This is a genomic window from Psychromonas sp., from assembly GCF_047632995.1.
Lineage (GTDB): Bacteria > Pseudomonadota > Gammaproteobacteria > Enterobacterales > Psychromonadaceae > Psychromonas.
In genome coordinates this window covers 34,816-50,302 of sequence record NZ_JBLIEK010000012.1, presented here as the reverse complement: position 1 = coordinate 50,302, position 15,487 = coordinate 34,816, and the positions used below count along the sequence as shown (strand labels likewise).

At 41.3% G+C, this 15,487-nt stretch carries 11 protein-coding genes; 9 read left to right on the top strand and 2 right to left on the bottom strand.

The annotated features are described in order from the left end of the window. From ACJAT7_RS04060 to nlpI, 9 genes are all read left to right on the top strand, one after another. Positions 1-1,837, top strand: a 1,837-nt coding sequence (locus ACJAT7_RS04060) for a YcaO-like family protein (protein WP_415225517.1), incomplete at its 5' end; no start/stop codon positions are given. 12 nt (positions 1,838-1,849) lie between these two features. Then, positions 1,850-3,676, top strand: coding sequence for an asparagine synthase (glutamine-hydrolyzing) (gene asnB / locus ACJAT7_RS04055; RefSeq protein WP_415225516.1), 1,827 nt, complete (start codon positions 1,850-1,852; stop codon positions 3,674-3,676). 323 nt (positions 3,677-3,999) lie between these two features. Beyond that, positions 4,000-4,344, top strand: a complete 345-nt coding sequence (locus ACJAT7_RS04050; RefSeq protein WP_415225515.1) for a YggL family protein — start codon at positions 4,000-4,002, stop codon at positions 4,342-4,344. A gap of 210 nt (positions 4,345-4,554) precedes the next feature. Continuing rightward, the gene (gene queA / locus ACJAT7_RS04045; RefSeq protein WP_415225514.1) at positions 4,555-5,598 is read left to right on the top strand and encodes a tRNA preQ1(34) S-adenosylmethionine ribosyltransferase-isomerase QueA; all 1,044 of its coding nucleotides are present in this window, start codon (positions 4,555-4,557) and stop codon (positions 5,596-5,598) included. Between the two features lie 52 nt (positions 5,599-5,650). After that, entirely contained in the window at positions 5,651-6,775 is a 1,125-nt protein-coding gene (tgt, locus tag ACJAT7_RS04040; RefSeq protein ID WP_415225513.1) for a tRNA guanosine(34) transglycosylase Tgt, read from the top strand. Between the two features lie 66 nt (positions 6,776-6,841). Beyond that, entirely contained in the window at positions 6,842-7,177 is a 336-nt protein-coding gene (gene yajC / locus ACJAT7_RS04035) for a preprotein translocase subunit YajC (RefSeq protein WP_415225512.1), read from the top strand. Positions 7,178-7,266: 89 nt separating this feature from the next. Further along, on the top strand, positions 7,267-9,129 hold the full coding sequence (gene secD, locus ACJAT7_RS04030) for a protein translocase subunit SecD (protein WP_415225511.1): 1,863 nt from the start codon (positions 7,267-7,269) through the stop codon (positions 9,127-9,129). A 14-nt stretch (positions 9,130-9,143) separates the two neighbouring features. Continuing rightward, positions 9,144-10,091 (top strand): protein translocase subunit SecF, encoded by a 948-nt coding sequence (gene secF / locus ACJAT7_RS04025; RefSeq protein ID WP_415225510.1) that lies wholly within the window; start codon positions 9,144-9,146, stop codon positions 10,089-10,091. A 146-nt stretch (positions 10,092-10,237) separates the two neighbouring features. After that, the gene (nlpI, locus tag ACJAT7_RS04020) at positions 10,238-11,155 is read left to right on the top strand and encodes a lipoprotein NlpI (RefSeq protein ID WP_415225509.1); all 918 of its coding nucleotides are present in this window, start codon (positions 10,238-10,240) and stop codon (positions 11,153-11,155) included. Between the two features lie 111 nt (positions 11,156-11,266). Here the strand turns inward: nlpI and trxB are convergent, their stop codons facing one another. After that, entirely contained in the window at positions 11,267-12,220 is a 954-nt protein-coding gene (gene trxB / locus ACJAT7_RS04015) for a thioredoxin-disulfide reductase (protein WP_415225508.1), read from the bottom strand. Between the two features lie 191 nt (positions 12,221-12,411). Further along, the gene (rne, locus tag ACJAT7_RS04010; RefSeq protein ID WP_415225507.1) at positions 12,412-15,441 is read right to left on the bottom strand and encodes a ribonuclease E; all 3,030 of its coding nucleotides are present in this window, start codon (positions 15,439-15,441) and stop codon (positions 12,412-12,414) included. Positions 15,442-15,487: the final 46 nt, after the last annotated feature.

Sequence of the window (15,487 nt, the reverse complement as noted above, 5' to 3'; positions counted from 1 at the left end):
GTTGAGTGAGAATAAGCGTTACTCTGTTGTTAAACTTTGCGTTGTAAAAGAGCCAGTCGCCAGCGAGTGGCTGGGACTGATTGATGAGCTGATGCTTAGAGTGCAATCAGAAACGCCTTTATGTTTTATGCTGGTCGACAGTTTTCTTAATCCGGCTATTAGCCAAGCGATAGCTAAGTTTGCGCGGGTGTGTTTAGTTAAAATGAGTGCTGAGCAGATCTGGTTAGGCCCCGTAATTAACGCATTCAATGCAAAAGAATATTTGCACGCTTTGCAAACGCGCTTAAAACATAATAATCCGACCTTAGCCTTAGCTGAATCTTTGTTCCCTGATCGGGCATTGTGCATTCCCTATCGCACTGTAAATAGCTTATCGGCGCAGCTGCGAAAGTTAATAAAAAGTGAACTGCATGCGCAACTGTCCCAGAGTAAAATGGATCTCACTATTGTTAATATCAATACACTGAAGGTGCAGCACCATCCATTGTGTTTAGCGGTTAATAAAAAACAAACTTTTCATCAGCAAATTCACAGCCAGATAACGCTGGCCAACTGCCCGGTTAATTTCAATATTGATGGCGGTTCGCGTGCGATTGCCCCTGAGCAGACAGTACAAAATATTACCCCTTTTGTCAGCCCAATCACCGGCCTTATCACCCATATTCAAGCGTTAAAAGCGAGTGCCGATAATCCTGTAAAGATATACTCCACGGCTTTTTTTAAAAAACCAGCACCCCAAACAGATATTAAGTTAGCGAATGATAGTTTTGTGCACACTTGTATGGGCAAAGGGGTTTCCCATAGTCAGTCGCAAGCCAGTGCTTTATGTGAAGCGATTGAGCGCTATTGTGCCCATTATCAAGGAGATGAACCTCTGCACTTGGCGACCAAGGCGCAGTTGGATAAACGTTATTATGATTTCCAGCAGTTAGTTCCATACAGTGAAAGTCAATATCAAAACTTCACGGATCAAGCACATCCCGATGCGCAGTTAAAACAGGCGGCATGCCGTTATAATGATCAGGCTGTGCACTGGCTGCCAACTTGGTCATTGAGTGAAAATGATCATGTCTATCTGCCATTAACCAGCTGTTTTGCCAATATCCCCTTTGACGACCAACAGTTTGCGCGTTGGCACTCTAATGGTTGCGCCGCAGGAAATACCCTAGAGGAAGCGATTTTACAGGCATTGTTTGAGCTGATAGAGCGCGATGCCACCGCTATTTGGTGGTATAACCGCATAGAACGTCCTGAATTTGATCTGCGGCTGATTGTTCCTGAACACTTTGCTTTGCTAAACGAAACATTATCACCACAACACGATTTTTGGGTGTTGGATCTAACCCATGATATTGGCGTGCCTGTGATGGTGGCCGTTGGACGTAATAAAAACACGCAGGGATTCAGTTTTGGTTTCGGTTGCCATCTGCAAAAGGAGTTGGCAGCGCAACGTGCCTTAACCGAGTTATGTCAGCTTATCCCCATTCGCGAACAAAATGACGCGCCGTTTGATTTTAATGCGGTTGCAGTGGGCGCGCATCTGTTTCCAGCGACTCATGCACAATCTCAATCTACTGAATATTGTAGCAGTGGAGATATAAAACTTGATATAGAGAATATCGTTAAAAAATTAAAAGCGTTAAACCTTGAGACGCTGGTGCTGAACTACTCGCGTGAGCCCTTACCCATTAAAACGGCTAAGGTTTTTGTGCCCGGGCTTTGTCATATTTGGCCGCAACTCGACAATGTGCGTTTATATCAGGTCGCTGTCTCGCTTGGTTGGTTAGAAAAAGCCAATTGCGAGCAGACTATCAACCCGCAAGCCTTATATATTTAACGAGTCCATTTTATGTGCGCGATTGTTTTTTATCATTCCAACCAGCTCCCTTGTGATACGGGAAAATTTGCTCAGGCGTTAACTTCACTTAGCCATCGTGGGCCAGATCATTCTGGTCTGTGGTATGGCGATGATGGCAAGCTTGCCATCGGTCATAACCGCTTGGAAATCAATGGCGGCAGCTGTGCTACGCAGCCTATGCACAGCAGCGATGGTGAATTGGTGATCGCGGTTAATGGCGAAATCTATAATAAGCGTGCAGAAATTGAAAAGCAGGGCGCTACTTTTACGAGCGAAAGTGACAGTGAGTATCTGCTCCATCAATTTAAACTTAAAGGGCTCACCGGGCTGAGTGAACTTGATGGCGAGTTTGCATTTGTTATCTATGATAAAAGCAGTAAGACGGCTTACTTAGGACGGGATCGTTTTGGCATTAAACCCCTTTTCTACAGTCAGCATAATGGCGCGCTGGTTGCTGCTTCAGAAATTAAAGCGCTGCTTGCCTATGGAATTCCCGCTAAGTGGAATAAAAACTATTTGGCAGGAAGTGAATATTTTGTTCAGCATGCCAATGAGACATTCGTCGAGGGAGTCTATGCCATAGCGCCGGGTAATATTTTAAAAATATCAGAAAAGGGGGTTGAGTCTTTACCCTATATCACTGAATCGCCACTTGATCCCTCACTCTTTGAATCGCGACCCATTGCCTTTAATCAAGCTTGTGATGAGTTTGAAAGCTTATTTGTCGGAGCGATTGAAAAAAGGTTACTGAAAAGCAGTAGCAATCAAACCTATTTGAGCAGTGGTATCGACTCTTCAGCCATTACCGCAATTGCCGCGCGCTTGTCTGGTTCGCTACATGCGTACAGCATAGGCTTTGCAGATACCGCTTTTGATGAAAGCAAACAGGCACAAAAATTTGCTAAAGAGATTGGTGTCAGCCACGATATTGTTGAAGTCACTGATACTATTTTGGCCAATAATTTTGCCCATGCCGTCATTCACAGTGAAATGCCGGTACCCAATATTAATATCGCCGCCAAATATCATCTTAGTAAGCAATTATCTCAGGCGGAGCATAAAACGGTATTAACAGGGGAGGGGGCGGATGAATCGTTACTGGGTTATGGCTTTTTTAGGCAGGACTTAACTAAGCCTTACCGTGATCTACAGCAGTTCCCATCGAGTTGGCAACCCCATCTTTCTGCAGTGCAAAAGCACCTTGGTTTTCTGCCCGCCCAAGCCGTTCATGCCTCTCCCAATGGTCTTTTGTTGAATAGCTTACGAAACAGTGAGCACTTGACTGCCACCTCTTTTAGTTCTTTTGCCCGGTTTGATTCAAGTGTTACAGCAGATCCGATTGCACGTTCACAAAAACTGCATTATCAATCCGTTTTTCAAAGCTATAACTTAGGCGCGTTAGCCGATAGAACAGAAATGGCTCACGGTATAGAAGGGCGACCGCCATTTTTGGATAATGCGCTGGTGGAATTTATCCATAGTTTGCCGCTTAGCTATAAATTTGACGAACAGATTGATAAACGAATTTTACGCGCGGTGGCGGGAAAATATATGCCGCACAGTTACGCGCAGATAGCAAAAAAGCCGTTTATCAGTGCACCAGCCAGTTTGCGATCGCAGGGGCCACTTGCCGCGTTATTTCAACATTATTTTCTGGAGTTAACTTATCTTCCCGATTTTTATAACAAAGAAAAGGTGAGAAAGCTCTATCTTGAAGCGTTAACCCTTGATGCGAACAAGCAAGCCTCGTTAGATCCCGTTTTTATCCATTTAAGCAGTCTGATGATTTTACAAAAGCGTTTTGGTTTGAGTTTTTAAATTGCTTTTTTCTTTATAGGTTGTTTTTAATCAATATTTTCAAATGTACCAATAGCGTGAAATCACCCTTTCAATAGGAATTACGAATATTATCCTTGATCGCCCTGCCGAAGGAAGTTTCTCCCGAAAGCTAGCATCCGGTGAAGCTGTGAATAGTTTGGGATATGATAGCAAGTTAATGCCAGATCCCGTTTTTACGCTTTATCATTTATAGATAGAATGGTATTTTGGCAGATGATTGAAACTGATTACAATAACCCAGTGCTTGATACTTTAAGAGTACTGTTTATTTGTTTGTAAAATACGAGAACTAATGAGGCACTATGAAAACTATTGAACAATTAAAAAGAAGCCGTCGACTTCGTAAAAAGCTCTATGTGGATGAATATGCTGTATTAGGCTTTAAAGTTTCATTTACAATTAAAGCGTTAGACGAAACAACATTTGATTCTTTTTTTGAGGAATTTATTGATTTTGTCGGATCTAGAAATTTAATTATGGGCGGAGCAGGGGGCACTGAAGTGTTCACTGTTTTTATTAGCTCATATCAGCGCTACGGATCTGCTTCAGAAGAAGATCGTCAGGCATTTGTCGATTGGTTAGCTGAACGAGACTTTATCGAAAATGCAAATGTCGGTGAGCTCACCGATGCCTACTATGGTGCATAGTCCAGCCGCTTATCTTCCTGATAATAATCAAGATGCAGTGAATCAGTTACATTTTTAGGTAGCTGTCTCACTACATCTGGTTAATTTTTCCCATTGCCTTGTATGATTTGTAAGCAAACAGATTGTTTATTATTTTCCGATTTTTTGAATTGTGTATTTCCAACTTATTTGGGTATACACTACCCGCTTTATTTTTCAGGTTTTCCCTATATGAAAGTTTCAGACTTCTCTTTTGAGCTCCCTAATGAGTTAATTGCACGCCACCCGATGGCGGATCGCAGCGCAAGCAGATTACTATCATTGGAGGGGCAAACCGGCCTGTTAAAGCACCTCCATTTTGCCGATATAGTCGATCTGATTAATAAAGATGATCTGCTTATTTTTAATGATACCCGGGTTATTCCTGCTCGTTTGTTTGGCGAGAAAGAAACGGGGGGAAAAATCGAAGTGCTGGTGGAGCGCGTTTTAGATGAAAACTCCTTTCTTGCACATGTTCGCAGTTCAAAATCACCTAAACCGGGCTGCAAATTACGCTTAGAAAATAGTGTTGATGCGCTAATGGTTAAACGTCACGGCCCCTTGTTTGAAATCCATATTGAAAATGAAAAAACGGTTTTAGATATTTTAGAAGAGATCGGCCATATGCCTCTGCCTCCCTATATTGACCGGCCGGATGAAGATGCGGATAAAGAGCGTTATCAAACGGTGTATAACAAAAACCCCGGCGCTGTAGCCGCGCCCACGGCAGGATTACACTTTGATCAAAAGATATTAGATAAGCTTCAGGATAAAGGTGTTGATTTTGCTTTTGTTACCTTGCATGTGGGTGCCGGTACATTTCAGCCGGTTAAAGTAGATAATATACTCGATCATCAAATGCACAGCGAATATGCGCAACTTTCTCAGGAAGTGGTTGATAAAATCAATGCAACCAAAAAAAGAGGGGGACGGGTTATTGCGGTCGGTACCACTTCTGTTCGCTCCATTGAAAGCGCAGCTCAGGCATCGCTTGCCCAAGGCAAACCGCTGATGCCCTATTTTGCTGAAACCTCCATCTTTATCTATCCAGGATATGAATTTCAATTAATTGACGCGATGATCACCAATTTTCATCTCTCAGAGTCCACTTTATTAATGCTGGTCAGTGCTTTTTCAGGCAAAGAGCAGATCGATAATGCTTATCAAACTGCAATAAATGAAAAATACCGTTTTTTTAGTTACGGTGATGCGATGTTTTTAACCAAAAAAAAGTAAGTTGAATAAATTTTACAATTATAATCAGACTGTTTATCTGATAAGGAAATAAATGAAATATGAACTACTAGCAACAGATGGACGCGCACGTCGTGGTCGTTTGACCTTTGACCGCGGTTCGGTTGAAACCCCTGCCTTTATGCCTGTCGGTACTTATGGCACGGTAAAAGGGATGACACCTGAAGAGGTTGATGCTACCGGCGCTGAAATTCTGCTGGGTAACACATTCCACCTTTGGCTGCGTCCCGGTCAAAAAGTCATTAAGCAGCATGGCGATCTGCATGATTTTATGAATTGGAAGGGGCCAATACTAACGGACTCGGGCGGTTTTCAAGTCTTTAGTTTAGGTAAAATGCGAAAAATAAAAGAAGAGGGGGTGTATTTCCGTAACCCTGTTAACGGCGATAAAGTATTCTTATCGCCTGAAGTATCAATGGATATCCAATATGATTTGGGTTCTGATATCGTAATGATCTTTGATGAGTGTACTGCCTATCCCGCGACGCTCGAAGAGGCTGATGTTTCAATGAAATTATCGCTTCGTTGGGCACAGCGTAGCCGCAATCGTTTTAATGAGCTGGAAAATCCCAATGCATTGTTTGGGATTATTCAGGGTGGCTGTTTTGAACATCTGCGTGACATATCGCTTGATGGTTTAACTGAAATTGGTTTTGATGGCTATGCGATTGGTGGACTTGCTGTGGGTGAGCCAAAAGAAGAGATGCATAAAATTTTAGAATATATCACGCCTAAAATACCGGCCGATAAACCGCGTTATTTAATGGGTGTAGGCAAACCTGAAGATTTAGTCGAAGGGGTTCGTCGTGGTGTCGATATGTTTGACTGTGTTATGCCAACTCGAAATGCGCGTAATGGTCACCTATTTACGACTGATGGCGTTGTTAAAATTCGTAATGCTAAACACCGCGAAGACACAACTACTTTAGATGCAGAATGTGACTGTTATACCTGTAAAAATTATACACGTGCATACTTATATCACCTTGACAAATGTGGAGAAATCCTCGGTGCACGTCTAAACACGATCCATAACTTACGTTACTATCAACGATTGATGAAAGGTTTGCGTGATGCTATTGCAAAAGGTACATTAGAGGAATTCGTTGACTCGTTTTATAAGCGTATTGGCAAAGAAAAAGCACCGCTTAACGATTGATCGATTTATAACAAGAATGTTAATTTAAAAACAACAATATTAATTTAAAAACAATAAGGGAACACAATGAGTCTATTCATTTCACAAGCACATGCCGCTGCTGAAGGCGCACCTGAACAAGGTGGTTTTCAAATGATTTTTATGGTGGTTGTATTTGCCGCGATTTTCTATTTTATGATCTATCGCCCACAAGCAAAACGTACTAAAGAGCATAAAAATTTAATGGAAAACATCGGTAAAGGCGATGAGATTTTAACGCAGGGCGGTTTGATTGGACGTGTGGTTAAAATTAGTGCTGAAAATGACTATGTTCAAGTTGAATTAAACGAGAATAATACCATCGTTATTAAAAAGAATTTTATTACTGCCGTGTTACCAAAAGGCACGCTTAAATCTATCTAAAAAAGCTTAAGTCACTTTAAGAAAATGGCGAAGTGATCTTATGACTTCGTCTTTCATTTTCCTTTAGCGTCTAATTAAAGGACAGTAACGTGTTAAATAAATACCCTTTGTGGAAGTACATACTGCTCGGCTTTATTGTAGTGATCAGTATACTTTATGCCGCTCCAAATCTTTACGGTGAAGATCCTGCCGTTCAAGTTTCCGCTACCCGTGGAGCCAAAGTAGAGCTTGCTACTTTAGATAAAGTGCAAGATTTTCTAAAACAAGCCAATATCAGCCCTAAAAGTGCAATCCTGGAAGATGGGCAAATACTAATTCGTTTAAAATCCAGTGAGGATCAACTTGTCGCACGCGAAACGCTTAGCTCAGAGTTGGGTGACGGCTTTGTCACTGCTTTAAATTTAGCGCCTTCGACACCCGCATGGCTGGAAGCGATTGGTGGTTCACCTTTAAAACTCGGTCTTGATCTGCGAGGCGGTGTTCACTTCCTGATGGAAGTTGCTATGGATGAAGCTATCAGTAAAGGACAAGAGCAGCTGGTGCAAGATCTTCGTGCAGAATTGCGTGAACAAAAAATTCGTTATAGTGATATTCGCAAAGCGGACAGTGAAACCGGCGTGATTTTACGCTTTTCTGATCAATCAATACTGACAAATGCAATTGATCATCTTCAACCTATCAATCCAGGTTATCAGTTTAGCGATGCAGAAGAGGGCGGCGAGTTTACCCTTCTTATCTCCATGACAGAGCAAAAATTAAAGTCAGCTAAAGAAGATGCATTGCAACAAAATTTAAGTATTTTACGTAATCGTGTTAATGAATTAGGTGTTGCTGAGCCATTGGTGCAGCGTCAGGGTACAGATCGTATCGTTGTTGAACTACCCGGTATTCAAGATACTGCAAGAGCCAAAGAGATTTTAGGTGCAACTGCAACACTTGAATTTCATGCGGGTGATTTTGAGACGGATATTAACGATGCCTTAGCCGGTCGCATACCATCATCTTCCATTATCTATAAAGATCGCGATGGTCGTCCTGTTGTCGTTAAGAAAAGGATAATCCTATCGGGTAACCATATAGTTGATGCGCAATCAAGCGCGGATGAGTATGGACGCCCGCAGGTGAGCATCTCTCTTGATTCTGAAGGCGGCAGTAAAATGTCTCGATTTACCAAAAATAATATTGGTAAACCGATGGCAACCTTGTTTATTGAATATTTACCAACAGGCAAGAAAAAGCCCAATGGTAAAAGCGAAATCGAAAAACGTGAAGAGATTGCGAATGTTGCAACAATTCAAGCTCAACTTGGACGCAGCTTCCGTATTACCGGCTTAGATAATCCGGCTGAAGCCCATAATTTAGCCTTGTTGTTACGTGCCGGTGCCTTGATTGCGCCAATTCAAATTGTTGAAGAACGCACAATTGGGCCAAGTTTAGGCCAGCAAAATATTGATAATGGTATCAAAGCGATGATTTATGGCTTGCTTGCTGTTGTCTTATTTATGTTCGTTTATTACCGTAAATTTGGCGCTGTTGCTAATACCGCTCTGTTATTTAATATTGTGATGATTGTTGGTGTAATGTCGATTGTTCCGGGAGCCACGTTAACACTGCCGGGTATAGCAGGTATTGTTCTGACGGTGGGGATGGCTGTTGATGCAAATGTATTGATATTTGAGCGTATTCGTGAAGAGTTGCGTGCCGGTAAATCGATCCAAAAATCAATTCATGAAGGTTATGCAAATGCATTTTCAACTATAGCCGATGCAAATATCACAACCTTAATCACGGCAATTATTCTGTTCGCTGTTGGTACAGGCCCAATTAAAGGTTTCGCAGTAACACTCGCGATTGGTATTGCAACATCAATGTTCACTTCTATCTTCGGAACGCGTGCTATCGTTAACGCAATCTGGGGTGGTCGTAACGACATTAAAAAACTATCAATTTAGGGCAAGGATAAATTATGTTTGAGTTAATTAGAGCGAAAAAAACAATTCGCTTTATGCAATATTCAAAACCTGCAATGTGGTTTTCAATATTGTTGATTGTAGGCTCGTTAGTTACGCTGAGTATCAACTGGCTGAACTGGGGACTTGATTTTACGGGTGGTACTTTAATTGAAGTTGGTTTTGAACAGCCAGCAAATTTAAGTGATGTTCGTACAACGCTTGCGGCTGCTGATTTTTCTGATGCAGTCGTGCAGCATTTTGGCACCAGTCATGAAGTTATTGTGCGCCTGGCTCCTCGTGATGGGGTAAAAGGTGAAGTTATCGGCAATCAGGTTTTAAATGCACTGCAAGCGGGTTCATTTGGTCAGATTGATATGCGCCGCATTGAGTTCGTTGGCCCCAATGTAGGGGGGGAGCTAGCTGAAAATGGTGGCTTAGCACTGATACTTGCGTTGGTCTGTATTTTATTCTACGTGAGTGCTCGATTCGAGTGGCGATTAGCCATGGGATCGGTTTTAGCGCTGGCACACGATGTTATATTAACCTTAGGTGTGTTTTCGTTATTTCGGATTGAATTTGATTTAACGGTTTTGGCGGCGTTACTTGCTGTGATCGGTTATTCGCTCAATGATACGATCGTTGTGTTTGACCGTATTCGTGAGAACTTCCGCTTATTAACTAGCGCGACGCCAATAGATATAGTTGACCAATCCTTAACACAAACGTTAAGTAGAACATTGATAACATCGGGGACCACTATTTTTGTATTAGCGTCACTGTATGTTGTTGGTGGTGCCTTAATACATGGTTTTGCTACTGCGTTATTAGTGGGTGTTGTTGTGGGTACCTATTCTTCAATTTATGTGGCCAGTGCACTGGCAATTAAATTAGGTGTTACACGCGAGCATATGATTCCTGAAATTGTTGAGAAAGAAGGTGCAGATCAGGATCCTTTACATTAAGGCCGGTAATAATTTTTTGTGTTACCCCCTTTAAAACTAAAAAAACACTGCTTGCAGTGTTTTTTTTTGTTTGTAAAATTATATCTGTCTTTACTTTGCGATTATTATAGTTCACTCTTAAATCTCTTATCTACAAGGGTTTATTCATGAGATCATATTTATTATCTGTGCTTTGTTTACCTATTTTGCTGTTATTAACTGCCTGCCAGACTACGCATCAAAAAAGCGATGTTAATTCTGCAACTAATGATCTTATAAATGCATTTCCAGTGGCGACTGCCGTACAAATTAATTATCAAGATGAGGTTAAGTTACTGCGTATCAATCAGTTGATTGCCGAGCAAAATGATTTACCCGCAAAGCAGCTTGCACAGCTTTTTTACGATCGAGGTGTTATTTACGATCGTATGGGATTGGGTGCACATAGTCGCTATAATTTTACTCAGGCTATCAATATAGACCCTTCCTTTGCGCCGGCTTATAATTCACTGGGGCTTTATCTATTATTAGGTCAATCTTATGATGAGGCTTTTGATGCCTTTGATTCAGCATTAGAATTATCTGATCGGATGCAATTTAGTTATTTGCATCGTGCTATTGGCTTGTATCAGGTAAAACGTTACCCCTTGGCGAGTAACGATATCGAACTGTTTTATGCGCTGGATAAAAAGGATCCTTACCGTATTTTATGGCGTTATATTATCAACAGTAAAATTGATCAGGAAAAAGCATTAACAGGATTGCAAGATGCAGAGCAGCTCAGTAAAGACAAGCGTTATGCATGGTCTTTAATTGATGTGATTGCGGGTAGAAAAACAGAAATGGAATTTTTTGAAACTGTCTCTTATGGGGTTAATACAAATAAAGAATTAGCACAACGTTTATGTGAAGCTTATTTTTATCTTGCTCATTGGCATAAATTATCAGGCAATCTCAACAAAGCTATCTATTACTTCAAATTAAGTACATCAACCAATATTCATGATTTTATTGAATACAAATATTCATTAATTGAGTTGGCCTCTATTCAGCTTATGTTACAAGCTAAGCTAGATACTCCCTAGTATTATACAAATATGATCACCCTTGCTAGCGACTATTACTATTTCAGGGCGATTAAAAAAGGTAACCCTTGGTTACCTTTTATTTTTAAACTATCTTTTATTGTCGTCTAGTTAATCTACAAGATTATCTAAGAAACGCTCCGCATCTAAAGCGGCCATACAGCCTGTTCCTGCCGATGTGATTGCCTGACGATAGATATGGTCGCTTACATCACCTGCAGCAAAAACACCTTCTATGTTTGTTTGAGTCGCATTACCGTCGCTTCCCGTATTTACTTTTAGATAACCATGATTCATTTCAAGCTGCTCAGCAAAGATATCAGTATTAGGTTTGTGGCCGATCGCTATAAAGACCCCCATTACTGCTAGCTCTTCTGTTTTGTCAGATAACGTATCTTTTAAACGTAGCGCAGTGACACCCATCTCATCACCTAATACTTCCTCTAAGATACGGTCTGTGTGTAATATAATATTACCGCTGGCTACTTTAGCGTTTAATCTGTCTAGTAAAATTTTCTCACTGCGAAAACCGGTACGGCGATGCACTAAATGTACCTCGGCTGCAATATTTGATAAATATAAGGCTTCTTCAACCGCCGTATTACCACCACCGACAACAGCAACTTTTTGATTGCGATAGAAAAAACCATCACAGGTTGCACAGGCTGAAACACCACGGCCTTTAAATGCCTCTTCTGAGTCCAGGCCTAGATAGCGTGCGGACGCACCGGTAGCAATAATTAAGGCATCACAGGTGTAGGTGTTTTCACCCTTGAGTGTAAAAGGGCGTTTGCTTAATTCAACTTCATTAATATGGTCAACAATAATCTCAGTATCAAAGCGCTCTATATGTGCCTTCATACTATCCATTAAACCCGGACCTGTCATATCCGCCGCGCCACCTGGCCAGTTTTCAACTTCAGTGGTTGTGGTCAGTTGCCCACCTGGTTGCATACCAGTTATTAATACTGGATTTAGATTTGCACGGGCAGCATAAACCGCTGCTGTATAGCCAGCAGGGCCTGACCCTAAAATTATCAGTTTGTGATGTTTAGTTTCACTCATAAAGTCACCTTGAGATAGATTTAGTTGCTTAGTTGCATAGCTGCAACGAGTAACTATTAATGATAAAAGATATTAGGAAGTTATAGTAAACCGGAAGGTAGAAAATAGCAGTATAAGAAAACGGATATTTCATTGAAATATCCGTTTTTATTGATAGGTAAAATCAATTGATCAATTTTAGCATCTGTTTTTTACTTTTTTACAGTTTCACTGCTTGCCTGATCTGTCGCAAAATTGCTGCCTGCTTGTCGTGATGATTTAACAAAGGGCGTTCTTTGTGTGGCGCCGACAATATTAATTTCAGCATTGAGATCAAGAGGCTCACAAATTATTTTGGTCATAGGCGATGTAGATGAGTTTCCCACTACGCTAACAGTCCCAACTTTTTTGTTTGCTTCTGGTTTATCAATGATCACGCTTTTTTCAGCAGTTACACTTTCTTCAACAGGTGCACTTGCTTCAGCAGTTACACTTTCTTTAACAGGTGCACTCTCTTCAACAGGTGCACTTTCTTCAACAGATGCACTCTCTTCAACAGGTGCACTCTCTTTAACAGGTGCACTTTCTTCAACAGGTGCACTCTCTTCAACAGGTGCACTTTCTTCAACAGGTGCACTTTCTTTAGCAGGTGCACTCTTTTCAGCAGTTACACTTTCTTTAACAGGTGCACTTTCTTCAGCAGGTGCCGCTTGCACAGCCGCCTCTGTTTCAGGCAATATCTGCTTAGCTGGTTCAATAACTTGCGACGATACACTGTCGTGCAGTTGTTGTGCAGCATGCTGCGTAGCCGGAGTGTCACTAAGCGAGCTAATTTCATCTGCAATTGGTGCGGCTGTCGATGAACTTTCTATCTTGTCATTAACGTCAGTAGTGATTTCAGCTGTCTCTTGATCAGCAACAGGTTCAAGGTTACTTTCTGTTTCTGGATAGCGGCTGATAACCGGGTCAAGTTGTTCTTCTACTGCTTCAACACTGTCATCGGCACTAATAGTTCTTTTTTTACGCTGGCTATTATTACGTAAGTAACGTGAACGACGGTTTGGCATTGCTACAGCTTTATGCTCTTCAGTATTAAGCTTTGTATCTTCTGCGACTGTTTGCTCAACAACGGCAGCCTCTTCAACTGCTTTTTTGTTTACCTTTTGAACATCTTGTTCAATCGGTGCTGCTTTTGATTCAACAACTGGATTGGCTGTATTATCAATAACGGCTTCCTTAGTTTGAACACGCACTTTTTTGCGCATGTTTCTGCGCTTACGACGCACAGCTACCGTGTCATCATTCTCTTGTTTCGCTTGTACTGGTGGCGTTCTATCCTGTTTTTTAACCCGCTCGTTATCTTTTACAGGCGCTGGTTTACGCTCATTTACTTTTACTTCTGAGTGATCTTTCACCTTACGATTTTGATTGCGATTACGGCTAGTGTTATTGCGTGTATCCCGCTTCTTATCTGCTTGGCGAGGTTCAACCGTTGGTTTTTTCGGCGCTTCTGGTTCGATCTCTTTCTTATCAGAAACTATCGATGTAAGTGCATTAACAAATCGAGAAAGAAATGAGGGTTTTACTTTAGCCTCAACTTTACTACTCACTTTTTTTGTTACCGTTTTAGCTATTTTAGCCTCTGGCTTTTTAGGGCTAGAAAAACCAGTTAATACAGGTGCTGATTCGTTTTCATGCTCTTTTTGGGTGATGTTTGGAACGTAAACGGTATGTTGTTTTTCCAATGCATCATAATTACTATCTTCTTTGCCATCATTACGAGTACGTTTGATCTCAAAATGTGGGGTTAAAAGATTTGCATTTGGAATAATATAAACTTCACATTTATGACGTTCTTCAATTTTCGCAACAGAGCGACGCTTCTCATTTAATAAGTAAGCGGCAACAGCAACAGGTACAGTTGCTTGAATTTGTATTGTATTTTCTTTTAAACCTTCCTCTTCAATCAAACGAAGAATAGCTAAAGCAAGTGATTCATTATCGCGGATTGTGCCTTGTCCGTGACAACGAGGGCAAACACGAGAAGCTGATTCACCAAGAGAAGGGCGAATGCGTTGACGCGACATCTCCATTAGACCAAATCGAGAAATACGGCCTAGTTGGATACGAGCTCTATCCTGGCGAACAGATTCACGCATACGGTTTTCTACTTCGCGTTGATGGCGAGGTGGTGTCATATCAATGAAATCGATAACCACTAAGCCACCTAAATCACGTAATCGTAATTGACGCGCAATCTCTTCAGCTGCTTCAAGGTTGGTATTAAATGCTGTTTCTTCAATATCACCGCCGCGTGTTGCACGTGCTGAGTTGATATCGATTGATGTTAAGGCTTCCGTTGGATCAATAACGACTGAACCACCAGAGGGTAGACGTACTTCACGTTGGAAAGCAGACTCTATTTGGCTTTCCACCTGGTAGTGTGTGAAAAGTGGAATCTCACCCTGGTATAATTTTAGGCGGTTAACATAATCAGGACGAACCATTTGAATATGGCTTTTCGCAAGTTCAAATGTTTTTGCATGATCGATAACAATCTCGCCGATATCACGACGCAGGTAATCACGAATAGAACGCACAATAACGTTACTTTCGCGGTGAATTAGAAATGGCGCTGCTTTTGATCGTGAAGCTTCATCAATTGCTCGCCAATGGTTAACCAATACATTGAGATCCCATTCTAGCTCTTCAGGCGTTTTGCCCACGCCAGCGGTACGTACAATTAAGCCCATACCATTAGGTAATTTCAGTTGGCTAAGTGCATCTTTTAACTCGGTGCGCTCATCACCTTCAATGCGACGAGAAATGCCACCTGCACGGGGATTATTAGGCATTAATACTAAGTAACTACCCGCAAGACTGATAAAGGTGGTTAAGGCTGCGCCTTTATTACCACGTTCTTCTTTCTCTATTTGGATTATTACTTCTTGTCCCTCTTTAATGACGTCTTTGATATTTGGACGACCTTTGAAAGAGTAACCATCAGGGAAATAAGTACGAGCAATCTCTTTTAGTGGTAAAAACCCATGACGTTCTGCACCATAATCAACAAACGCAGCTTCTAAACTTGCTTCTACTCGGGTTATTTTCCCTTTGTAAATGTTTGCTTTTTTTTGTTCGTGGCCAGGGCTTTCGATATCAAGATCATACAGTTGTTGCCCATCAACAAGGGCGACACGCAACTCTTCTGCTTGAGTTGCATTGATTAACATTCTTTTCATTTTAATAAACTCTTATATTTTATCGTTATTATTTGATGTGTTGGCA